The organism is Nocardia sp. CNS-044, from assembly GCF_059570515.1.
This window is the reverse complement of the sequence record NZ_JCANSX010000009.1, coordinates 576843-598221: the sequence shown is the minus strand read 5'-3', so window position 1 is coordinate 598221 and position 21379 is coordinate 576843. Positions and strand designations below refer to the sequence as shown.

Genomic DNA, 21379 nt, shown 5'->3' with positions numbered 1-21379 from the left:
TACAGCCTGCCAGGTTCGGACGCGTGTTTCACCGACGGGCCCATCGGGTCAGCATCGTGCCGTCGGTGTCGAGCACGATGTGCCTGCGCTCCATCGGCATCCGGAACTCGTGCGCGGACAGCGAGATTCGCCGAGCGGTGCCGCCGACCAGCACCGGCGCGGTGGTCAGGCACAGCTCGTCGATCGCGTCCGCTTCCAGCAGTTCGCCGAACAGGTGCGGCCCGCCCTCGCACAGCACCCGGGTGAGCCCGCGCTCGGCGAGCGCCGCGAGCAGACCCTTCGGGGTCACCGCGACGCCGCCCGCCTCGATCACCACGCCGCCTGCTTCGGCGAGCGCGAGCTTGCGGTCGGCGGGCGCGATGCTGGTGGTGATGATCAGCGGCGGCACCGCGGTGTCGGTGAACAGGCGGCAGCCCGGTTCCAGGGCGGCGCTGGCGGTGACCACCGCGATCGGCGGCGGCGCGCCGTCCGGATGTCCGCCGAGCCCGCGGTCGTAGAGCTCCCTGCGGCGGGTCGCGCTGGTGCGCGCGCCGCCGTAGTTCTCCGCGCGGACCGTTCCCGCACCGACCACGACCACGTCGGCGAGTTCGCGGAGGAGCATGAACACCGTCTTGTCGGCCGGGGTGCCGAGTCCCGCGGTCGCGTCCTCGCTGGTCGCGGCGCCGTCGATGCTGGCGACGAAATTCGCGCGGACCCAGGGGGCCTGGAGGTCGAAGGGATAGGCGTAGAGCATGGCGAGGTCTTCGCGGCTCAGCTCTGTGAGCTGGATCGCATTGTGGATACGCTGCATGAAGTCAGATCACACCACGTCTTTAGGCTTCGTCCATGCAAGAACGCCTTGTCGATCGCCATCCGGAGGTTCCGGCGGACCAGCTCGTCGCCCAAATGGTGCCTCCGCCCATGTTCGACGAGGTCAGTTTCGCCTCCTACATCCCGGACCCCAAGGAGCCCAGCCAAGCCGCCGCCGTGCGCAAGGCCGAGGACTTCGCCGGGCAGGTGGCCAAGATCCACAAGACCGCGGGCAAGAAGAGCCTGTTCGGCAAGAAGAAGCAGGTCAGCGGCGCGGGCCTGTACCTCGACGGCGGCTTCGGCGTCGGCAAGACGCACCTGCTCGCCTCGATCTTCCACAGCGCGCCCGCGCCGAAATCGTTCGGCACGTTCGGCGAGCTGACCAACCTCGTCGGCGCGCTCGGCTTCAACAACGCCGTCGAGCGGCTCGCGGCCAACAGCGTCCTGTGCATCGACGAATTCGAGCTCGACGATCCGGGCGACACCATGCTCGTGTCGCGCCTGCTGACCGAGCTGTCCGCCCGCGGCGTGTCCATCGCCGCCACCTCCAACACCCTGCCCGGCCAACTGGGCGAAGGACGTTTCGCCGCGCAGGATTTCATGCGCGAGATCAAGAAGCTGGGCGCGATCTTCGAGGCCGTGCGAGTCGACGGACCGGACTACCGGCACCGCGACCTGCCGCCCGCGCCGGAGCCGACCTCGCCCGACGTGCTCGCCGAACGCGCCTCGGCCACACCGGGTTCTACGCTCGACGACTTCGACGCCCTGCTGAAGCACCTGAGCACGCTGCACCCGTCCAAGTACGGCGCGCTGATCTCCGGGCTCTCGGCGGTGTTCATCTCCGGGGTACACCCCGTGACCGACCAGGCCGTCGCGCTGCGCATCGTGGTGCTCGCCGACCGCCTGTACGACGCCAGCGTCCCCGTCACCATCTCGGGCGCGAAACTGGACGAGATCTTCTCCCAGGAGATGCTGGACGGCGGGTACCGCAAGAAGTACCTGCGCGCCATCTCGCGTCTGCTGGCGCTGTCCCGTTTCGAGGCCGCCGCGGCCTGAGCGGCCCGTACGAACTGCCCGCCGACTCGGCGGGCGCGAGGAAGGGAACCCGTCGACGTGACTTCGGTTCGCGCACTGCGCGTCTGGCTCGCCGCCGCGACCGGTCTTGCCATCGCGTTCGGCCCGGTGGCCGGTGTCGCCGTGGCCGACCCGGTGGTCGCCGCGGACACCGTGGTGGACCGTTCGCTCGGCCTGCAAGGTGTCCAGAACGCCAGGGACGTGGGCGGTTACCGCACCGTCGACGGCCGCCTCGTGCGCACCGGTCTGGTCTATCGCACCGGGCAGCTCAACAACGCGACGCCCGCCGATATGGCCGCGCTCGGTGAGCGCCGAGTTCGCGTCGTCGCGGATCTGCGCACCGGCCACGAGCGGGCGATCGCGCCCGACCGCGTCCCGGCGGGGTCCGGCGAGCGCTGGAACGATGTCATCGGCCAGGCGCCGCCGCAGGTTCTGGTCACCGCGCTCACCGGCGGCGGCGACCTGTACCGCGCCTTCGTCACCGCACCGGGCGCCAACGCGGCCTTCGCGTCGGTGCTGCGCGACGTCATCGAGACCGGCGACGGCGCCGTGCTCTACCACTGCACCGCGGGCAAGGACCGCACCGGCTGGGCCACGGCGGTGCTGCTGACGCTGCTCGGCGTCGATCGCGCCACCGCCACCGAGGACTACCTGTTGTCCAACCAGTACCGCGACGCGGGGCCGAACGATCCGCTCAACGGCGTGCGATCCGAGTGGCTGGACGCCGCTTTCGATCAGGTGAACCAGTCCTACGGCGGCTTCGACGCGTACGCGCGCGACGGTCTCGGCCTCACCGACGCCGACATCGCGGCGCTGCGGGCCAAAATGCTGGCCTGAGCGTTCGGTTCAGGACCGGTGCTCGGCGTACCACCGGTCGACCAGGGCGGGCATCTCCTTGCTCAGCCAGACGAAGAACTCGTGAATGTCGAGGACGCGCGCGGCCTGTTCGCTCTGCGGGTCCTCGAACAGCGCGAGTCCGCGCGCGGTCATCGCGGTCAGGTCGGTGTACTGGCCGGCCTGCGAACGGATCAGCTCCGGCATGATGCCGGGCCGGATGGAGTAGTAGTCCTTGCGGTCCCCGGGTTTGGAGCTCTTGTCGACCCAGCGCATGGTGGTCAACTGCTTGAGCGAGTTGGAGATCGAGCCTTTGGACGCCTGTAGCGCGTCGGCGATCTGGGCGAAGGTCTGCTCGGGCGGATCGCACACCAGCAGCCAGCCCGCCGCGCGACCGGTCATCCGGACCAGACCCATGCGTTCGAGCACGAGCGCGAAATCCTCGACGAACGCCAACTGTTCGGGCGTTGGCGCGGGTCGGTCGTGTTCGGTGCTGGTCATCGGTCGAGTATCCCTTTCGTTCCGGAGAAACGGGAAAACGGGGCAGGCCGTGTCGGCCCGCCCCGTGCGCCGCGGTCACACCGCGAGGTCGCGGCGCTCGAACGCGGCCAGCGCGACCGCGACGGCCACCGCAGCCAGCGCGACGAGCACCGCCAGGTGGACGGGGTTGGCGCCGTTGACCAGCGGCGAGTCACCGTTGGCGTAGTAGAACGGTGAGAGCCGGCGCAGCCACTCACCCCCGTCGAACATCCCGCCGAGGTTGTTCGCCAGATAGCCCGCGACCGTCACGAGCGCCGCGAAACCCATTGTCAGAGGGCGCTTTCCGGTCGCCGCGCCGAGCAGCAGGGTGATGGCCCCGATCAGCAGGCTCAGCAGGCCGAGCCCCGCGCTCGCGGCCACGATGTGCCCGGTGGCGATGTCCAAGCCACCGCTGTTCGCGCCCGCGAGGACGCTCAGCGTCAGCACCGTGGCGACCACCGCGGTCTGCGCCGTGAGCGCCGCGAACCGTTGCGCCAGCAGGCTTTTCCGGCCGATCGGCTGGGCGAGCAGCAGATCGAGCATGCCGTTCTCCTCCTGCGTCACCGACCGGGTGGCGAAGGTGACCGTGAAGATCAGCATGAGCAGCAGACCCATGAGCGAGAACACCGTGGAGTTGAGATAGCCGGTGGCGCTGGCGAAATCGCTGAGACCCATGGCGTCGTACATCGCGTTCTGCCCGATATCGAGCGTGCCCTGGTCCCGGAGCGACTGGTAGGACGGCAGATACATCATCGGGACGATGGACAGGCCGATCGACCAGCCGATCAGGCCGCGCCGCTGTTCCTTCAGCGTCTGGGTGAAGACCGAGCGTGTCATGTTCGAGTTCTCCTGTGCGTGAGATTTTTCGTCGGTGGGTTCAGCGGCCGTAGAGGCTGAAGAAGATCTGCTCCAGGTCCGGTTCGGTGGAGAGCACGCTGACCATTCGGTATTTGGCCGCCGTCTTGAACAACTCGTCGACCTCGCCCTCGGTGGTGCAGCGCACCGTCCGGTCGGCCACCGAGAGATCGCGGATACCGGGCAGATTCGCGAAATCGTCGGCGAACACGTCCTCGTCGAAGACCAGTTGCACCGAGCGCGGGGAGCGGCGGCGCAGATCCTCGACGTTCTCGGTGCCGAGCAGCCTGCCAGCCCGCATGATCACGGCGCGGTCGGCGGTCTGCTGCACCTCGCTGAGGATGTGCGAGGACATGAAGACCGTCTGACCGTTCGCCTTGGCCTCGCTGACCAGGGTCAGAAAGCGTTGCTGCAGAAGTGGATCCAGGCCGGAGGTGGGTTCGTCCAGGATCAGCAGCTGGGGGCGGTGCATGAACGCCGCGATGATGCCGACCTTCTGCTTGTTGCCCTTGGACATCGCGCCGACCTTCCTGGACAGGTCGAGGTCGAGCAGGTCGGCCAACTCGGCGATGCGGCCGGGTTCCACGGTGCCGCGCTGGTCGGCGAGGAAACCGAGGAGCTCGCTCGCGGTGTTGCGGCCCTCGATCTCCAGCTCGCCGGGCAGGTAGCCGATGTGCGCGCGCAGTTCGGCGCCGCCGACGCGGGGATCCATGCCGAGCACCTCGACGCGGCCCGCGGTCGGGCGGATCAGGTCGAGCAGGATCCGGATGGTGGTGGACTTGCCCGCGCCGTTGGGTCCGAGGAAGCCGAAGACCTCGCCCTGGGCGACCTCCAGGTCCAGGTTGGTGAGTGCGACGTGCTTGCCGTAGCGCTTGGTGAGGCCTTCGGCCAGGATCGCGACGGACATGGTGCTCCTTCGGTAATTGTTCGGCGATAACCGATGTGTTCAGTAAAGGCTGAACACACAGAACTTGTCAACCATCGGCCGGGCGCTGCCTACGATCCGAACATGTCGAAGTTCGAGACCTGGGACGGGCTGGAGCTGAACTACCGCGTGTGGGACGGCGAAGGTCGCACGGTGGTGCTGCAGCACGGATTTGTCGCCGATACCAACGCCAACTGGATGAGCATGGGCGTGGTGGCCGCGCTGCAAGCCGCTGGACACCGGGTCGTCTCGCTGGACGCGCGCGGGCACGGGCGCTCGGAGAAGCCGCACGACGCGGCGCGGTACTCGTGGTCGGCGATGGCGCGGGACGTGCGCGCGCTCTACGACGAGCTCGACCTGGCGGACGTCGCGCAGGTGGGCTATTCGATGGGCGGAGTGATCTCGCTGATGGTCGCCGCGTCCGACGAGCGGGTCGCGAAACTAGCTGTGGGCGGGATCGGTTCGGGCGTGCTCGACTGCGGCGGTGTCGACCGGCGGGTGGTGGAACCCGAGGAGATTCGACTGGCGATGAACGGCGACGGCGCGGGCGCGCCACGGGCGGCCCACCAGTTCCGCGTCCTCGCCGACGCGGTCCGCGCCGATCGGGACGCCATCCGCGCCGTGGTCACCGGTCTCGACGACCGTCCGGTCGGAAGGCTCGACGACATCACCGTTCCCGCGCTGGTTCTCGCGGGCGCCGAGGATCCTTTGGCCGCCGAACCCGAGCGCCTCGCCGCGGCGTTGCCGGACGGTCGCTGCGTTGTCGTTCCCGGCGATCACATGCTTGCTGTGATGAATCCCGGCTTCAAGGACGCCCTGGTCGATTTCGTGCGCTGAGTTTCGTCGCCGTCAGAAGACCAAGCGCATCACGTAGTCGTGGTGGAGCTGGTTGCCGACGGGGAAGGTCTTGGTGCCGACCGTCTGGAAACCGTGCTTGGCGTAGAAGCGCTGGGCGCGAGGGTTCTCCTGGTTGACGCCGAGCCACACGCCCGCGTAGCCCTCCTCGCGGGCCCGCTCCAGTGCGGCGCGCATGAGCGCCGTCGACACCCCCGTGCCGTGGTGACCGGGCAGGACGTACATCTTGCTGATCTCGATCACCGGCCGCAGGTCGACGGCCCGCGCCACCTCGGGGTCCGCGGGCTCGCCCGCGTGCAGCATCGCGTAGCCGACGATCTCCCCACCCGCCACCGCCTTCAGCACCGTACGCGCGGGATCGGTCAGGTATTCGCCGAATCGTTCGCCGGACAGCACCTCGGTCAGGTAGATCTCGATGTCGTCGGCGGTCGCGTCGGGCGGGCAGGCCAGCGGAAAGGTCGTGGCCGCAACGTCACTGAGGGCTTCGGCGTCCCACAATCCGGCCCGGTCGACGGTGACTGGGATGTTGCTCATGCGTCCAGTAGAGCACGTTCCGCGGGGAACGGCGCACGACGATCCATTCGGCCTTCGGACAAATATTAGCTCTATGTGTGCTCTCCGATCTTCGGAGATCCTGCCGCGGTAGTTCGTTCCAGCCCGTGTCCTGAGTCCTTTTCGTGACCTACTGTGAGGCCGAGCGGGATTCGCGGCAATCCTTCGTCACTCGCGAGACGAAGATTCAAGGTAGCTAGATGTTGTCTATGGGTCTATCCGACAGTGAGGAGGATTGAGCGGAATGCTGGACTGCGCGGTCGCGGTGATCGGAGCCGGATTCGGCGGCATCGCGATGGGAGTCGCGCTGAAGCGCGCCGGAATCGAGGACTTCCTGATCTTCGACAAGGGGCACGAGGTCGGCGGCGTGTGGCGCGAGAACACCTATCCGGGCTGCTCGTGCGATGTGCCCTCGCACCTGTACTCCCTGTCGTGCGCGCCCTACCGCGACCGGCGCGTGCGTTATCCCGGTCAGCCGGAGATCCTGGCGTATCTGCGTAGAGTGGCCGACGAACACGACTTGGCACGGCATCTCCGGCTCGGTGTCGCCATCACCGAGGCGACCTACCTCGACGACACCGGATCCTGGCGACTCGGCACCGCGTGCGGTCACCGCTCGGTGGCCGAAGTGGTCGTCTTCGCGGTCGGCCAGCTGCACCGCCCGAACATCCCGGACCTGCCCGGCGGCGCGGAGTTCGCCGGGCCCGCGTTCCACTCGGCCGAATGGGATCACGGTGTGGACTTGCGCGACCGGACCGTGGCGGTGATCGGCACCGGTTCCTCGGCCGCCCAGATGCTGCCGGATCTCGCGTCGACGGCGCGCCGGGTGTTCGTCTTCCAGCGGACACCGCACTGGGTGCTGCCGAAACCGCGGCCGGAGTTCGGCCCGGTTTCCCGTGCGGCACTGCGGGTTCCCGGCGCGCACCAGCTCTACCGCCGGATGCTCTATCACGGCGCCGACCGCGTGCTCGCTCCGGTCATGCGGCGCGGCTGGTCGGCTCGGCCGGTGGAATGGGCGGCGCGCAGGCACCTGCGCAGGCAGGTACTCGATCCCGCGCTGCGCGCCAAGCTCACGCCCCGCTATCCCATCGGCGGCAAGCGCATCGTCTTCGACAGCCGGTTCTACACGCTGCTCAACTGCCCTACCGTGCAGTTGGTCACCGAGGCGATCGAGCGGGTGACCGCCGACGGCGTCGAGACTGTCGACGGAGCGCTGCGCCGTTGCGACGTCTTGATCTACGCGACGGGTTTTCGCGCCTCGGAGTTCCTCGTCCCGATCGCGATCCGTGGCCGCGACGGCGCGGTGCTGCACGAACAGTGGGCGACCGGCGCGTCCGCGTTCCTCGGTGTGGCGGTACCGGGTTATCCCAACGCCTTCCTCATCGCCGGACCGAACACGTTCAATCCGGCGGGGAGCAACCCCACGATGAAGGAGTGCCAGGTCGACTTCATCGTGCGCTGTCTGCGTTGGCGTGCCGAACTCGGCGCCGCCGCGATCGAGGTGACCGCCGAGGCGGCGCGCGGCCACCAGCTCTGGTTGGCCAAGGCCATGGCCGATACCGTCTGGCCCGCGATGGAGCAGAGCTGGTACAAGCACGGCGCCGGCCGGGTGACCAATCCGTGGCCCGCCTCCGCGCGCGCGTTCGGCAGAATGTTGCGCCGCCACCCCGCCGAATCGTTCGCCGTCGTCCGGATCGGCGACCGAATCGGTTAGCGGGGTAGTTTCGGCACACCACCACCTTTGCCGAACCAAGGGTGGTGGTTTCTTCCCCCTCGGGTGCCTGTTTTCCGCCTGCCGAAGTTCACACCATGGATCGCGAGCAAACTTCTGGCGTCCGAAATCCGGGCGCGGATCGGCTCAGCACTGTTTCCACTACCGAAATCCATGGAGATCGAATGGCAGACGACTACACATATGGCACGGCGACAGAAGTCGCGGCAGAAACTCCGGTCGATACGGAAAACGCCTCCGGCGGAGCCGAATACACCGCTGCGGCTACCACGGCGGAAAGTGCCTATGTCGCCGAGGAAGCGCCGGTCGAGACGACCGCGAGCGTGTCGGTCGAGGAGCCGATTGTCGCGGAAACGCCATTGGTGGCGGAGACGGAGCCGGTCGTCGAGCACGCCATCTACGAGCCCGACTGGACCGAGGACGCGCCTGCCGCGGAGCCGTCGGGAATGGGAGAAGACTTCGGCGCTGCGCCGGATCCGCATATCGAGGATTACGAATATCAGGCGCAGTATCCCGACGGAAACAGATGGGAGCCGCAGACCGAGGACTACGAGAGCCCCGAGGACGGCACAGATTCCAATTCCGATGGCATGGATACGAGTGAATCCGCTTCTGGCGTCGAAGAAACTCTCGTCTCGGAGCCCGTCGATGTCAGCAATCTTCCGAACGGCCCGTTCTATGTCGACATCAGCGACATCGAGAACGGCGGAAGCGTCGATTCGGATCCGCTCGACGAGGCTTCCGTGATCGACCCGAGTGCGGCCCCAGGCCTCGGTGACGTCATGACGAGTATTCAGGACGTCGTGACCCAGCTGGGGTCGGCCCCCGGTTTCGAGAACGCTCACGCCAGCCTCCAGGACGTCCTCACACAGTTGAACGACATCCCCGGGCTCGGCGGATCGCCCTCCAGCCCGGTGGCCGAGGACATCGGCGACCCCGGGACAGGCGTCGTCGATGTCCCTGATCTCGAGCATGGGGATGCGCCGGAGGGCGTGGTGGACGTTCTCGGTGCCGATGCTGCGGAGGATCTCGCCGGATCGCTCGGCTCGGTGCTTCCCGAGGAGGTCGTCGACCCGCTGAGCTCGGTGCTTCCCGGCGAGCACGATCTCGGGGATCTGGGTATCGACCCGACCCAGATTCCCGGCCTCGGTGACGTCATGACGAATCTGCAGGATGTGATGACGCAGCTGGGCGAGGTGCCCGGCCTCGGGGACATGATGACGAATCTGCAGGATGTGATGACGCAGCTGGGCCAGGTGCCCGGCCTGGGGGACATCCCGACCGGGCTCGGCGGCGCACCCGATCTGGGAGATATGCCGTGGCTGAACGACATTCCGGTTCCCGACCAGTTGCCGTTGGACGAGTTGCCGTTGGACGGGCTTCCGTTGGAGGAGTTGCCGTTGGACGGGCTTCCGTTGGATGAGCTGCCGTTGGACGGGCTTCCGTTGGACGAGTTGCCGTTGGATGAGCTGCCGTTGGATGAGCTTCCGTTGGATGAGCTTCCGTTGGACCAGTTGCCGTTGGACGGGCTGCCGTTGGACCAGTTGCCGTTGGACGAGCTTCCGTTGGATCAGCTGCCGTTGGACGAGCTTCCGTTGGATCAGCTGCCGGTGGACGAGATCCCGGGTGGCGAGTACCTGGATTACGCCCAGAACGCCGAGCAGTACGGCACCGAGATCATCGACAACCTGGAGCAGACGTTCGGACCGGAGGATCTCCTCGACCCGAACGGCGGGGTCATCGAAGCCGCGCAGGAGTCCTCGCTCGGCTACGACATGTTGAACGACAACATCGGCGGCGCGTTGGACACCGCAGACGAAGTCCTCGGTGACGGAGCCGGTCAGGCGATCTACGACGTCGTCGAGACCATGGGTGACCTCAATGGCATCACCAGTGCCGTGGCAAGCGCGTCTCCGGTCGGTTGGGGCCTGTCCGCCTACAACTTCATCGACGACGGCGGACTCGAGGACGTCTACCACGCGGGTTCCGACGCCGTCGACTGGGCCGAAGGCGCTGCCACCGACGCGGCCGACTGGGTCGATGGCGCGGCCACCGACGCGGCCGAGTGGGCCGAAGAGGCGGTCGACGACGTCGGTGATGCGGTCAGCGATGCCGGCGACGCCATCGGATCCGTCGCCAGTGATATCGGCGACGCCCTCAGCTTCTGGGATTGATGGCCCAGCGAGCACCGGCGGGTGGTGCGATCCGGCGCGCAGATCGGGAGGACACCGGTATGTCAGTACAGCAGCGGGACGGCCGCGATGCGGTCGCGGCCGTCCCGGCTCTGATCGAGCAGCTGGCTCGGCTCGCGCGGTCGGCCGATCGGGCAGACCTGCTCGGCACGCTCGACGCCGTGCGGCGCCGGTCCGCCGACGCTTCCGTGCGGGTCGCCTTCGTCGGGTTGCGTCAGCAGGGCAAGAGTCAACTGATCAATGCCCTGCTCGGCAAACAGGTTTGCGTGGCCGGTGACCGTCGAGCCACCTCGGTGGTCACGGTGGTCCGGCACAGGGACGAACCAGCCGCGCGCTTGGTCGTCGAGAAGCCCGGCGGCGCGACTTCCGCCGCAGTTCCGTTGCCGCCGGGTGAACTACAGACCGATCTGGCGACCTCTCCGCGAGCGCGAGGGTGGCGGGTCCTGCACACGGAGGTCGGCGTCGATTCCGCGATGCTGGCAGGCGGTCTGGCTATCGTCGACACCCCCGGTGTCGGCGGCCCCGGCCAGCGGCATGTCGCACAAGTATTGAACGAGGTGGCGCTGGCCGACGCGGTCGTCATCGTCAGCGATGCCAGCCAGGAGTTCACCGCACCCGAATTCCGGTTCGTGCGGCAGGTGCTCGGCCTGTGCCCCACGGCGGTCATCGCGGCGACCAAGGTCGACCTCTACCCCGAGTGGCGTCGGATCGCGGACGCGAACCGGCGCCACCTCGCCGGCGGTGGGGTGAGCTGCCGAATCATCCCGGTCTCGGCGGCACTGCGCGGCCATGCGATGCGCCTCCGTGACAAGGAGCTGAACGCCGAATCCGGCTGTCCCGAACTGCTTCGGTTCCTGCGCACCGAGGTCCTCGTCGACGTGGAAACCAAGCGGCGCGTCCGCACGGCGCGGGATCTCGAGTCCGTCGCGCACCACCTGGCCGTTCCGTTCGAGGCGGAGATGAAGTCGCTGCGCGATCCGGAGTTCCGCCGGTGCGTCGCCGACGAGTTGAAGGCTCGGAAGGAGAGGTCGGACGAGCAGGTCAAGGCGGCGAAGTCGTGGCAGCAAGTACTGAACGACGGTGTCGCAGACCTCAATTCCGAGATCGACCACGATCTGCGGGAACGGCTGCGGATCATCAACAAGCACATCGAGTCCGAGCTCGCGGACGGTGATCCGGACAAGAAGTGGCCGCTGCTGACCGGTTGGGTGCAGGAGCAGGTGAGCGTCGCGGTCAGCGACAATTTCGTCTGGGCGTTCCAGTCTGCTCAGGTACTGGCCGAGCGGGTGGCGGCATCGTTCGGCGTGGACGGCGTCCGCACCGATTTCCCGGCCCTCGATGCCGTCTGCGCGGGCGATCTCGTCGACTCCGGTCTGCGGATCGGCGAGCTGAGCGATACCAAGGCTTCGCTGGCGGACAAGGGCTTGACCGCGGTTCGCGGCGGCTACAGCGGCGCGATGATGATCGGCATGGGCGCCACGATGATCGGCGCGGCGATGATGAATCCGATCACGATCGGGGCCGGTGTCGTGCTCGGTGTGAAGGCATATCAGCAGGACCGTGCGAGCCGGATCGCGCGCCGCCGCGGCGAAGCGCAGGCCACATTGCGCAAGTACATCGATGACGTGTCCTTCCAGGTGCACAAGCTCTCCCGGGATCGGCTCCGGAATGTGCAGCGGGAGCTACGCGATCATTTCAAGGAATCCGCCGATCAGGCCTTGGCGTCGCTGCAGAGTTCGATGAAGGCGGCGCAAGAGGCGGTCGGCATGGAGTTCGCCGAGCGGGAAAAGCGTGCGGCCGAGATCGAGAAGAAATTGGCAGTGCTGACCAAAATCCGCGAAGGGATCACCCGATTGCCTGCTCCGCGATCGCGAATTGCCGATCGCGGCGGCCAGGTGCCAGCACACCTTGGGTGAATCCATCTCACACCGCGTGTGGGCTGATTCGGCACCTTGTGCGTCTGGCCGTCGATGAATGCGGAAGCGAAAGTCATATGCGCAGGTGAACGCGACCAATCATCGAGAGGAACACATGTCGGGAAGCCTTGGCGTCAAGATCGGCACCGCCTGTTTCGCTACCGCCGCCGAAGCGGGATCGGTGCGGCCGGCGGCTTCCGTGCGCGCCGCCTCGCGTCCAGCAACGACCCGGCATGCGGCGACTTTGCTCATGTCGCACGACATGGCGCCGACCCTCGCACCGCTCGCCGACGGCGTAGGTCCGGTGGGCCATGGACTCGCCGTCAACGGGTTCGTCGACCGGATCGGTGATCCGATCGATCTCATCGCCGCCGACGGGTCCCCCCATCGGCCGGAAGTTCTCGTCGCCGCCGCTGTTCGGTATCTGACGCGGTATTCGGCCGGTGCGTTCGCCGGGACCCCAGCGATCGCGGCGACCTATCCCAGCCACTGGAAGACGCACGAAGTGCAGGCGCTGCGCGAGGCGCTCGACCGGCTGGACATGACCCGCGTGGCACTCGTGCCCGAAGTCGCATCGATCCTCGCTCAGGTCGAGTCGACCCGCGGGCTCCCCAGCGACGGCATTGTGGTCGTGTACGACCTCGGCGGCAACGGCCTCAGCGTGTCGCTCGCCCGCGGTACCGAGCAGATCGGCGGGACCATCCGGACCGTGGATTTCGGCGGTGCGCACATCGATGACGCCATCGTGCGGCATGTTCTTCGGGTTCTGGACGGAGAACTCACCGACGTGGATCTCGCGGATCCCGCTTTGCTGACGCCGTTGCGCGCATTGCGTGCGCGCTGTCGGCAAGCCAAGGAAACGCTCTCCGCCGAAACGGCGGCGGTGGTCGAGGTGGAACTGGGACGCGTGCGCCAAGATGTGCGACTCGTCCGCCCAGAGCTGGAGGAATTGATCAGAGAGCCGGTCGCCGGCTCCCTCGGACTTGTCGGAGAGGCTCTGCGCGCCAATGACATCGACGCTCGTGAGGTGCGAGCGGTCGTGCTGGCCGGTGGTGCCGCGGCAACCCCGCTCGTGGCCGAGTTGCTGTCCGCGGAGTTCCACGTGCCGGTGATGGGGGAGCCCGAATCTCTCCTCACCTCGGCGATGGGCGCTGCTCTGCTGGCCCGTTCCTCGGTGAATGCCATCGCATCGGTGCCGGTGCCATCCACTCCGGAAGCGAAACCCCATACTCCGAGGCGAGAATTCGAGCCGGATCCTTCCGCGGGCATGGTCGCGAGCAAGCCGCCGTTGGTCATCGCACCCCCGGACTCGGTGGCGGCGGACCACAGTGCGGCGGCGGGCGGTCGTCGTAAGTGGGCAATTCTTGCCGCGGCGGCGGTTGCCGCTCTCGCCGCGGCGATTGTCGGAGGCGTCGCGATCGGCGGGTCGGCAACCGGGCCGAAGCCCACGGTGAACGAGCAGGTGCTGATTCCGCCGGCCGGGCCGATCGCAGAACGACCGGACGGCACCGGCATAGGAACCGGTCCCGCGGGCACCGGTGGGTCGAGCGATAGCGGCAAGGGCTCTGATGCGGGTCAGTCCGCGCCCGGTGGCGGTCCGAGTACCGGTGGGACGAATGGCACCGGTTCGGCCGGCACAGCTGGGACGAATGGTGCGGGCACGGGTCGATCTCCAGCTGGCGGTCCGGATACCGGCGGGACGAACGGCTCTGGTTCGACCGGTACCGGCACAGCCGGGACGAATGGACCGGGCACCGGCCGGGCTCCGGTCGGCGGCGGTTCGGATACCGGTGGGACGACTGGCGCTGGTACCGGTACAGCTGGGACGAATGGTTCGGGCACGGGCAGGGTTCCCGCCGGTGGCGGTCCAGGTACCGGCGGGTCGAACGGCGCCGGTTCAACCGGCTCTGGCTCGGGTGGAACGAGCGATACCGGCTCGACTGGAAGCGGTGCGGGTCAGGCTCCGGCCGGTGGCGGTGCAGGTACCGGTGGGACGAGCGGCACTGGTTCGACCGGTACCGGTACGGGCGAGACGGGTACGGGCGCCGGTGGTACGGGCCCGGCTCCTACCGGCGGCTCCGATACCGGCGGGTCGAACGGCACCGGCTCGACCGGTACCGGTACGGGGGAGACGAGTGGCACGGGCGCGGGCGGCACTGGCCCGAGTACGGGGCCCGCTCCGACTGGCACCGCTGCGGGCGGGACGAACGGCACGGGCACGGGTACCGGCGGGAGTGGTGCGAATCCAGGTTGATCGTCCCGCCGCTGCCAGCGAATAGGCCTCGCCGCTGGTTCCTCGACCAGGCGAGCGCTCAACGCCGACGCAGCTCGCTGAGGACGCCTTCGGCGCTGCGTGCCGCCACCATACAAGCGTTGGCCGTGAACTGATCCGCGAGCGGATGTTCGCCACGGGATCGCCATCGTCTGATTTCCGCCAGTGCGACGTCTTGGCCGACACCCGCGACCGCGAAGGGTTCGATTCCCAAGCGTTCGGCGGGTCCGGTTCCCTGGCCGCCGATCACGCGTTGCAGGTCGGCGAGTTCCTCCTCGGACAGCGCCGTCTCGGTCGAACGGAGTCGACTGAGCAGACGGAGTTCATGAAAGCCGTGCACGTTGGCGAGCAGCTGTGCGACTTCCCGGCCGAGCGGTGTCGCCTGCGCGGCCGGGTTGGCGTCGAGTATCTGCTTCAGCATCAGCAGGGCGGTATGTGCCTTCAATTCGTCGGCACGCTGGCCGAACTGAGTATCGATCACGCGCTCGAGTTCGCCGATGCCACTGCGGGCGATCAGTTCGTCGACCAGGGTCGACGAATCGCTGGTACCGGCCCGCAATCGAGTCAGCGTCATGCGAATGCCGAACAGCCCCAGACGTCTGACGAGGTGCTGTCGCGTCACGGAATCGACCGGCAGACCGCCGGCTCGCTGGAACCGATCCGTCGAGAGCATGGCCGATTCCATGTCCGCCGGAGCGACCTCGGCAAGCCGGCGCAGAGCTGCGAACTCGGCCTGTCGAAGGGTCTTCGCGGTGAACGCGAGCAAACCCGCGACCGGGACCGCAGCCTGGCAGAGGCCCGTCCTCTCCAACTCGCGAGTGAAATCTTTGGCTGCCGCGCGGGCGGACTGCATCGCCTCCGGGCGGCCCGCACCGAGTTCGTCCGCCCGCGAGACGACACCGATGATTCCGAGCGGACCGGCGCTGCCGCCGACATGCTCGCCGATTCGATGAATCAGTGCGAGGTCGGAATCATCGAGGGAGCGGAACAGATAGACCACCGCGTCGACTCCGGCGGAGCCGTCGTCGGGAGCCAGTAACCGCAGCGTGCGCACGGATACGTCCGTCGAGAGGGATTCGGTCCCTGGCGTGTCGATGATCGTCGTGCGCTCGAGGCGGCGCACCGGCCAGTCGACGTCGATTCGATCCACCTGCGCCGCCGTGAGCCCGCCGAGGTCGAACGTCAGACCACCTTCCGCCCGGTGTATCGGCACGTTCTCCGACCGCCCGCCGCTGAGCCGTGCAGTGACCGCCGGCGTCGGGCCGTGCCGGTACCAGGTCACGACGCGCGTACATTCGGTCGCGTCGGTGGGGGCGATGTCTTGGCCGACAAGTGCGTTGAGCAGCGTCGACTTTCCGGCTTTCAGCGCTCCGGCCAAGGCGATTCGCAGCGGTTCACGCAGTCGTCGCGCACCCGCCTCGAGGCGATCGGTGACGGCACGGTTACCGAAGTAGACGCGGTGGGCCTCCTCGATGATTCTGTCCACCCTCGCGATCGGCGCCTCGCCGTTCATCGCGGCGCCCGGGTCGTCCGCTCGGGCTGCATAGCCGCGCTACCCTGCAGTTTCGTGCCCATAGTGGTCATCATCGCCGCACCGGATCGGCGGCGCAGGCCGATCGGCTCTTTCGCGGCCGTACCGGGGGACGACGACGGACGAATCCCGCGAAGGCAGGCATCCATCCGAGGGGCGGCCATCGACGCGGCCGCCGCCTCAGCGCCCGGGGTCGCGCGTGATGTGTCGAGCCGAACAGGCCGTCCGAGCTCCGCATCGACGCGACTGCTCGGGTGACGCGGCCGATACTGGCCGATCCCCGTGACCCGTGCCACTATCGAAGGGGCGCAACACAACTCGCGACTGGGGAAGGCCATTCGATCATGAGACAGCTGCCACCGGAATTCTTTCGTACACCGTATGCCTTCTACGAGGAGCTCCGGGCGCAGGGCCCGGTGCATCAGATCCAGCTGCGCACCGGTGTGCGCGCTTGGCTGATCGTCGACTACGACGCGGCGCGCGAGGCGCTGCGCAATCCGACGATCCGCAAGGACCCGCACACCGACACCGGCGCGGAAGCCCGCAGGGAGGGCGCGGGTGAGAGCGGCGTCGGCGCCGTCAACGCCCGGCTCAGCTACCACTTGCTCAACACCGATCCGCCGCACCACGCCCGGTTGCGCAAACTGGTCACCCCCGCGTTCGCCCCCGCCCGCATCGAGGCGCTCACCCCGCGCGTCACCGCCATCACCGACGAACTGCTCGACCGCCTCGCCGGGGCCGAGGGTCCGGTGGATCTGATGGCCGAGTTCGCCTTTCCGCTGCCCATCACCGTGATCTGCGAGATGCTCGGCGTGCCCGCCGCCGATCGCGAGCAGTTCAAGGAGTGGTCGGCGGTGGTCTCCGACATCACCCTGTCCGACCCGGCGCGGATGCGCGTGGCCACCGACGCGATCGTGGCGTATTTCGAGGAGCTGCTCGCGCGCCGCCGCGCCGAGGGCCTGGGCGCGGACCTGCTTTCCGATCTGCTGAGCGCCAGCGAAGCCGACGACAAGCTCACCGACGACGAGATCATCTCGATGGCCTTCCTCATCCTCATCGCCGGCCACGAGACGACGGTCAACCTGATCGGCAACACCATGCTCACCCTGCTCGCCGATCCGGCGAAATACGCGGCCCTGCACGAGGATCCGGAGCGGGTGCCCGCGCTGATCGAGGAGATGCTGCGCTTCGAGGGCCCGGTGAACATGGCGACGCTGCGCTACACGACGGTGCCGACCGTCATCGGCGAGACCGAGGTCCCGGCCGGGGAACTCGTCTTGGTCGCGCTGGGTTCGGCCAACCACGACGAGAAGCACTTCGAGGCGCCGGATACGTTCGACGCCGAGCGAAACGCCAACGGCCACCTCGCCTTCGGGCACGGCATCCACTTCTGCCTCGGCGCGGGCCTGGCCAGGCTGGAGGCGCGGATCGCCATCTCGCGGCTGCTGGAGCGCTATCCGGATATGCGGCTCGCGGTGGACGCCGACGACATCCTGTGGCGGGAGAGCGTCCTGTTCCGCGGTGTGCTGGATCTGCCGGTGGAGACGACCAAGTCGCCCGCGCTGCGCTGAATGTCGCCGGGCGATTCGGCGAAGCATCCACAGGCCCGCGGTGGTGCACAGCGGCGCCGACGAGGGTTCCGCCTTCCGCCCGGCCCGGTTCTGGACGGCGAGGGCGAGCCGAACACGTGGCTGCCGTTCGGCGGCGGCGCGCACCGGTGCATCGGCGCGGGCTTCGCGCTGATGGACAGGACGGCGGTCTTGCGCGAGGTCCTCACCAGGCACACGCTGGCACCGGCCGACTCGCACCCCGAGCGCGGACGGGTGCGGAACATCACCACCGTGCCGCGCGGCAAGGCCAGAATCGTGGTCACACCGCAGTAGACGACGCCGCCGGACGGAGTCCGTCGTCAGCCCGCGCACGGCCGGAGCGGAGGGGGAGGTACGCCTGGATCCGGGGAATCTGCGCCCGCCAGCTTTGCGCCGCGCCGCGGGCGGGTAATCTCGGTGGCCATGACGAGCGGTAACCGCATCGCGGTCGTAGGTGCGGGCATCGCAGGCCTAGCCTGCGCGAAGGTGTTGAACCGAGCGGGTTTTCCGGTCGAGGTATTCGAACGGGCGCCCGATGTCGGTGGTGTGTGGAGCGCGACCCGGCGTTATCCCGGGCTGCGCACGCTGAACAGCAAGCACACCTACCGTTTCTCGGACTACGCCATGCCCGAGGACTACCCGCGCGTGCCCGACGGCGCCCAAATGCAGGCCTACCTGGAGGGATACGTGCAGCACTTCGGGCTGCGCGAGAACCTTCGCCTCGGCACCGAGGTGGTGGCCGCCGACCCGGTGGACAGCGGCTGGCTGCTGGAGATCCGTGACGAGACGGGTGTGCACCGCACCTCGTGCGATCACCTCGTCGTCGCCAACGGCGTGTTCAGCGAAGCCGCGATGCCCGACTACCGCGGCGCGGAGGCGTTCCTCGCCCGCGGCGGGCAGCTCTATCACTCCTCGGAATTCCTCGACGTCGAGCAGGCGCGTGGGAAGTCGGTGGTGGTGGTCGGATACGGTCAGTCCGCCTGCGATATCGCCGAGGCGGTCAGCCACGTCGCGGCCGAGACCACGGTGGTCGCTCGGCGTTTGCTGTGGAAGATGCCGCGCAAGCTCAGCACCGGCCTGGACTTCGAGCGGCTGTTCCTCACCCGGCTCGGCGAGGCGCACTTCCGCTATCACAGCCCGCGCGGCTTCGAACGTTTCCTGCACGGCGCAGGACACAGCTTCCGCGACACCGATTTCGACGTCATCCAGGAACTCGCCACCAAGAAGCTCGGCCTGCGCGAGCTCGACCTGGTGCCCGAGGGCCGGTTCGAGGAGATCGCGCAGAGCACCGCCAGCATCGCCACCGAGGGATTCTTCGAGCAGGTCCGCGACGGCCGGATCACCGTGCTGCGCGACACCAGCGTGACCGAGCTGTCCGGCACGCCCGCCGGTTGTGCCGCGTGGCTGTCCGACGGGCAGGTGCTTCCCGCCGACATCGTCGTGTGCGCCACCGGCTTCCAGCAGCGGGTGCCGTTCCTGACCCCGTACATTCAGCGCAGGCTCACCGACGACGACGGCAATTTCCGCCTCTACCGGCACATTCTGCCGACCGAGGTACCGAACCTGACCTTCGCCGGTTACAACTCCTCGCTGCTCGGCACGCTCAGCGCCGAGGTCGGCGCGCACTGGATCGCCGCGTTGCTGCGCGGCCGTCTCACGCTGCCGTCGCAGGAGGAGATGGGCGAACAGATCGACGCCCGCCTGGGGTGGATGGCGGCGGGCACCGGCGGCCATCACGCGCACGGCACCACGATCACTCCGTTCGCCCTGCACAACATCGATGAGATGCTGGCCGACCTGAAGTTCCGGCTCCCGCTGAGCGCCCGGCTCGCCCAGTGGTTCCGGCCCGTGAAACCCGCCGCATACCGCGGGCTCTCGGAGCGCGGGAAGACTCCGGCGGCGCCGACGCCGCCCGGCCCGGCACCCACCGAGACGGCCCCGGCTCCGACCGAGTTCTACCCGGAGCCGCGGCGCGACCCGCACCCATCACAGGCCTGAGCCGCGGTGCTCGCGGATTGTCCTCGGCGCAACGCGCTCGCGTCCGAATTGTGTCTGTGATAATCCGCGAGTGGACGCCCTCGACCTGAATCTGCTGGTTGCGCTGGATGCGCTGCTCGACACGAACAGCGTCACCAAAGCCGCCGAACGCCTGGGCACCTCGACCCCCGCCATGAGCCGGACGCTCGCGCGGCTGCGCCGCGTGCTGGACGATCCGTTGCTCGTCCGCTCCGGGCGGAACCTGGTGCCGACGCCGCGAGCCCTCGAATTGCGGTACGAGGTCGCCGCGTTGGTCGAGCGCGGACGCGCGCTGCTCGACACCCGCGCGGAGGCCGACCCCGCCGGGCTGCGGCGCGGGTTCACCGTGCAGGCCGACGACGTCGTCCGCGCCCACCTCGCCGCCCCACTGCTCGCCGCCGTGCGGCAACGGGCGCCCGGCGTCACCGTGCATTTTCTGCCCGACGGCACCGAGGGGTCGTCGGCGCTGCGAGACGGCCGCGCCGACATCGCGGTCGGCGTCCTGGAACGCAGCGATCCGGAGATCACCGTGCAGCGGGTGCTGGGAGATCGTCTCGTCGGCGTCGCCGCGCCCGACCATCCGCTGATCACCGAGCGGGTCACCGTGGCCGCCTACGCCGCAGCGGCCCACCTCGCTATCTCACGACAGGGTCGCGCCCGCGGCCCGATCGACGACCGCCTCGCGCTGCACGGACGAACGCGCCGGGTGGTCGCGATCGTCCCCGATCTCAGCACCGCGCTGCTCGCGGTGCGCTCCGGCGAATTCGTCTGCCCGGCGCCAGCCCGGCTGGCCGCCGCCGCGCTGCGGGCCATGGGATTGCGCCCCTTCGACATTCCGCTGCCGCTGCCCGAGGTGACGATCGGCATGGCGTGGCACCCGCGCAACACCGCCGACAGCGGGCATCGGTGGTTGCGGGAATCGATTCGCGGGTTGCTCGTGCCGAGCGCCAGCGGGTGACTACTGGGAGGGCAGATCGCCAGGGGGTGTGCTGAGCGGTCTGCCGAAGGGGCCCGACGGGTTGCGCTTGAGTTCGTCGAGCATGGCCTGCAACTTGTCGACGTGCGAGTTGTCCTCGATGGCCGAGCGGTGCTGGGTGGGCGCGGCGGCCGGTTCCTCGCGGTCGGCGCGCGGTGCGGTCAGGTTCGTCTCGGGACGGCTGGTCAGCGTGGGCGCCTCCAGTCGGCCGTTCAGCCGCGGTGCGGAGTCGACGCCGGGCGTGCCGACGCTGCCGTAGTCCAGGCGTTCCTGCGGTGCTTCCGGCCGCGGCGCGATCTCCGCGGGCTCCGCGTGCGCGTTCGAGATCGGTTCGGGCGCGGCGTCGTAGGGCGCGCCTCGCGAGACGTTCGGTTCGACCCAATCGTGCAGCGCGGGCGGGACGGAGACAGACTCTCTGCGCGGTAACCCATTCGACGCGGCGGGCTGCTGCTCGACCCGCGCCGCGACTGCGGCCGCTTCCAAGCTGTCGGTGCGCGGCGCTTCGGGTGCGGGCTCCTGGCGGGGTGGCGCGGAGGGGCGTAGGCGTTCGGCGCGTGGCGTGTCGAGACGCGGTGTTTCCGTGCGGGTGGTTTCGGAGCGCAGCGGTTCGGAGCGCGTGGTTTCAGGGCGCAGCGCCTCGGAGCGTGGGGTTTCGGAGCGCAGCGTTTCGGGGCGTGTGGTTTCGGGGCGCAGCGTTTCGGGGCGTGTGGTTTCGGGGCGCAGCGTTTCGGGGCGTGTGGTTTCGGGGCGCA

17 protein-coding genes and 1 pseudogene are annotated in these 21379 nt (G+C 68.5%); 11 read left to right on the top strand and 7 right to left on the bottom strand.

Annotated elements, in window-relative coordinates:
* Positions 1-28: 28 nt before the first annotated feature.
* On the bottom strand, positions 29-790 hold the full coding sequence (locus T333_RS25460; protein ID WP_354999615.1) for a pyrimidine reductase family protein: 762 nt from the start codon (positions 788-790) through the stop codon (positions 29-31).
* Positions 791-825: 35 nt separating this feature from the next.
* Between T333_RS25460 and zapE the strand changes: the two genes are divergently transcribed.
* Entirely contained in the window at positions 826-1845 is a 1020-nt protein-coding gene (zapE, locus tag T333_RS25455) for a cell division protein ZapE (protein ID WP_496426076.1), read from the top strand.
* Positions 1846-1902: 57 nt separating this feature from the next.
* The gene (locus T333_RS25450) at positions 1903-2700 is read left to right on the top strand and encodes a tyrosine-protein phosphatase (protein ID WP_496426075.1); all 798 of its coding nucleotides are present in this window, start codon (positions 1903-1905) and stop codon (positions 2698-2700) included.
* A gap of 9 nt (positions 2701-2709) precedes the next feature.
* Here T333_RS25450 and T333_RS25445 read toward each other — a convergent pair whose 3' ends face one another.
* The 3 genes from T333_RS25445 to T333_RS25435 all read right to left on the bottom strand — a co-directional run bounded on the left by T333_RS25445 (position 2710) and on the right by T333_RS25435 (position 4978).
* On the bottom strand, positions 2710-3198 hold the full coding sequence (locus tag T333_RS25445) for a GbsR/MarR family transcriptional regulator (RefSeq protein WP_354999618.1): 489 nt from the start codon (positions 3196-3198) through the stop codon (positions 2710-2712).
* A gap of 75 nt (positions 3199-3273) precedes the next feature.
* Positions 3274-4053 (bottom strand): DUF2705 family protein, encoded by a 780-nt coding sequence (locus T333_RS25440; RefSeq protein WP_496426074.1) that lies wholly within the window; start codon positions 4051-4053, stop codon positions 3274-3276.
* A gap of 40 nt (positions 4054-4093) precedes the next feature.
* Positions 4094-4978, bottom strand: coding sequence for an ABC transporter ATP-binding protein (locus tag T333_RS25435; RefSeq protein ID WP_496426073.1), 885 nt, complete (start codon positions 4976-4978; stop codon positions 4094-4096).
* Positions 4979-5080: 102 nt separating this feature from the next.
* On the opposite strand from T333_RS25435, the gene T333_RS25430 reads away from it, so the two are divergent.
* Positions 5081-5833: an alpha/beta fold hydrolase gene (locus T333_RS25430; RefSeq protein WP_496426072.1), complete on the top strand. Its 753-nt coding sequence runs from the start codon at positions 5081-5083 to the stop codon at positions 5831-5833.
* Positions 5834-5845: 12 nt separating this feature from the next.
* Here T333_RS25430 and T333_RS25425 read toward each other — a convergent pair whose 3' ends face one another.
* The gene (locus tag T333_RS25425) at positions 5846-6385 is read right to left on the bottom strand and encodes a GNAT family N-acetyltransferase (RefSeq protein WP_496426071.1); all 540 of its coding nucleotides are present in this window, start codon (positions 6383-6385) and stop codon (positions 5846-5848) included.
* Positions 6386-6647: 262 nt separating this feature from the next.
* On the opposite strand from T333_RS25425, the gene T333_RS25420 reads away from it, so the two are divergent.
* The 4 genes from T333_RS25420 to T333_RS25405 all read left to right on the top strand — a co-directional run bounded on the left by T333_RS25420 (position 6648) and on the right by T333_RS25405 (position 14497).
* A complete protein-coding gene (locus tag T333_RS25420; protein WP_496426130.1) occupies positions 6648-8117 on the top strand; it encodes a flavin-containing monooxygenase in 1470 nt (489 codons plus the stop codon).
* Positions 8118-8299: 182 nt separating this feature from the next.
* On the top strand, positions 8300-10309 hold the full coding sequence (locus T333_RS25415; protein WP_496426070.1) for a hypothetical protein: 2010 nt from the start codon (positions 8300-8302) through the stop codon (positions 10307-10309).
* A gap of 59 nt (positions 10310-10368) precedes the next feature.
* Entirely contained in the window at positions 10369-12243 is a 1875-nt protein-coding gene (locus tag T333_RS25410; protein WP_496426069.1) for a dynamin family protein, read from the top strand.
* 58 nt (positions 12244-12301) lie between these two features.
* Positions 12302-14497: an Hsp70 family protein gene (locus T333_RS25405; protein ID WP_496426068.1), complete on the top strand. Its 2196-nt coding sequence runs from the start codon at positions 12302-12304 to the stop codon at positions 14495-14497.
* Between the two features lie 58 nt (positions 14498-14555).
* Here the strand turns inward: T333_RS25405 and T333_RS25400 are convergent, their stop codons facing one another.
* Positions 14556-16028 (bottom strand): dynamin family protein, encoded by a 1473-nt coding sequence (locus T333_RS25400; RefSeq protein WP_496426067.1) that lies wholly within the window; start codon positions 16026-16028, stop codon positions 14556-14558.
* A 362-nt stretch (positions 16029-16390) separates the two neighbouring features.
* On the opposite strand from T333_RS25400, the gene T333_RS25395 reads away from it, so the two are divergent.
* The 4 genes from T333_RS25395 (at position 16391) to T333_RS25380 (ending at position 20609) form a co-directional block, all read left to right on the top strand.
* The gene (locus T333_RS25395) at positions 16391-17617 is read left to right on the top strand and encodes a cytochrome P450 family protein (RefSeq protein WP_357256446.1); all 1227 of its coding nucleotides are present in this window, start codon (positions 16391-16393) and stop codon (positions 17615-17617) included.
* A complete protein-coding gene (locus tag T333_RS25390) occupies positions 17618-17929 on the top strand; it encodes a cytochrome P450 (RefSeq protein ID WP_496426066.1) in 312 nt (103 codons plus the stop codon).
* 129 nt (positions 17930-18058) lie between these two features.
* Positions 18059-19633 (top strand): flavin-containing monooxygenase, encoded by a 1575-nt coding sequence (locus tag T333_RS25385; RefSeq protein WP_496426065.1) that lies wholly within the window; start codon positions 18059-18061, stop codon positions 19631-19633.
* Between the two features lie 70 nt (positions 19634-19703).
* Entirely contained in the window at positions 19704-20609 is a 906-nt protein-coding gene (locus T333_RS25380; protein WP_496426064.1) for a LysR family transcriptional regulator, read from the top strand.
* Here T333_RS25380 and T333_RS25375 read toward each other — a convergent pair.
* Positions 20610-21379 (bottom strand): annotated as a pseudogene (locus tag T333_RS25375) (hypothetical protein); the annotation flags it as partial.

Coding starts and splice junctions, on each gene's coding strand:
- T333_RS25410 (WP_496426069.1), top strand. CDS start 10,369: ATGTCAGTACAGCAGCGGGACGGCCGCGATGCGGTCGCGGCCGTCCCG.
- T333_RS25400 (WP_496426067.1), bottom strand. CDS start 16,028: ATGAACGGCGAGGCGCCGATCGCGAGGGTGGACAGAATCATCGAGGAG.
- T333_RS25445 (WP_354999618.1), bottom strand. CDS start 3,198: ATGACCAGCACCGAACACGACCGACCCGCGCCAACGCCCGAACAGTTG.
- T333_RS25430 (WP_496426072.1), top strand. CDS start 5,081: ATGTCGAAGTTCGAGACCTGGGACGGGCTGGAGCTGAACTACCGCGTG.
- T333_RS25415 (WP_496426070.1), top strand. CDS start 8,300: ATGGCAGACGACTACACATATGGCACGGCGACAGAAGTCGCGGCAGAA.
- T333_RS25385 (WP_496426065.1), top strand. CDS start 18,059: ATGACGAGCGGTAACCGCATCGCGGTCGTAGGTGCGGGCATCGCAGGC.
- T333_RS25420 (WP_496426130.1), top strand. CDS start 6,648: ATGCTGGACTGCGCGGTCGCGGTGATCGGAGCCGGATTCGGCGGCATC.
- T333_RS25440 (WP_496426074.1), bottom strand. CDS start 4,053: ATGACACGCTCGGTCTTCACCCAGACGCTGAAGGAACAGCGGCGCGGC.
- T333_RS25460 (WP_354999615.1), bottom strand. CDS start 790: ATGCAGCGTATCCACAATGCGATCCAGCTCACAGAGCTGAGCCGCGAA.
- T333_RS25395 (WP_357256446.1), top strand. CDS start 16,391: ATGAGACAGCTGCCACCGGAATTCTTTCGTACACCGTATGCCTTCTAC.
- T333_RS25435 (WP_496426073.1), bottom strand. CDS start 4,978: ATGTCCGTCGCGATCCTGGCCGAAGGCCTCACCAAGCGCTACGGCAAG.
- T333_RS25390 (WP_496426066.1), top strand. CDS start 17,618: ATGTCGCCGGGCGATTCGGCGAAGCATCCACAGGCCCGCGGTGGTGCA.
- T333_RS25425 (WP_496426071.1), bottom strand. CDS start 6,385: ATGAGCAACATCCCAGTCACCGTCGACCGGGCCGGATTGTGGGACGCC.
- zapE (WP_496426076.1), top strand. CDS start 826: ATGCAAGAACGCCTTGTCGATCGCCATCCGGAGGTTCCGGCGGACCAG.
- T333_RS25405 (WP_496426068.1), top strand. CDS start 12,302: ATGCGGAAGCGAAAGTCATATGCGCAGGTGAACGCGACCAATCATCGA.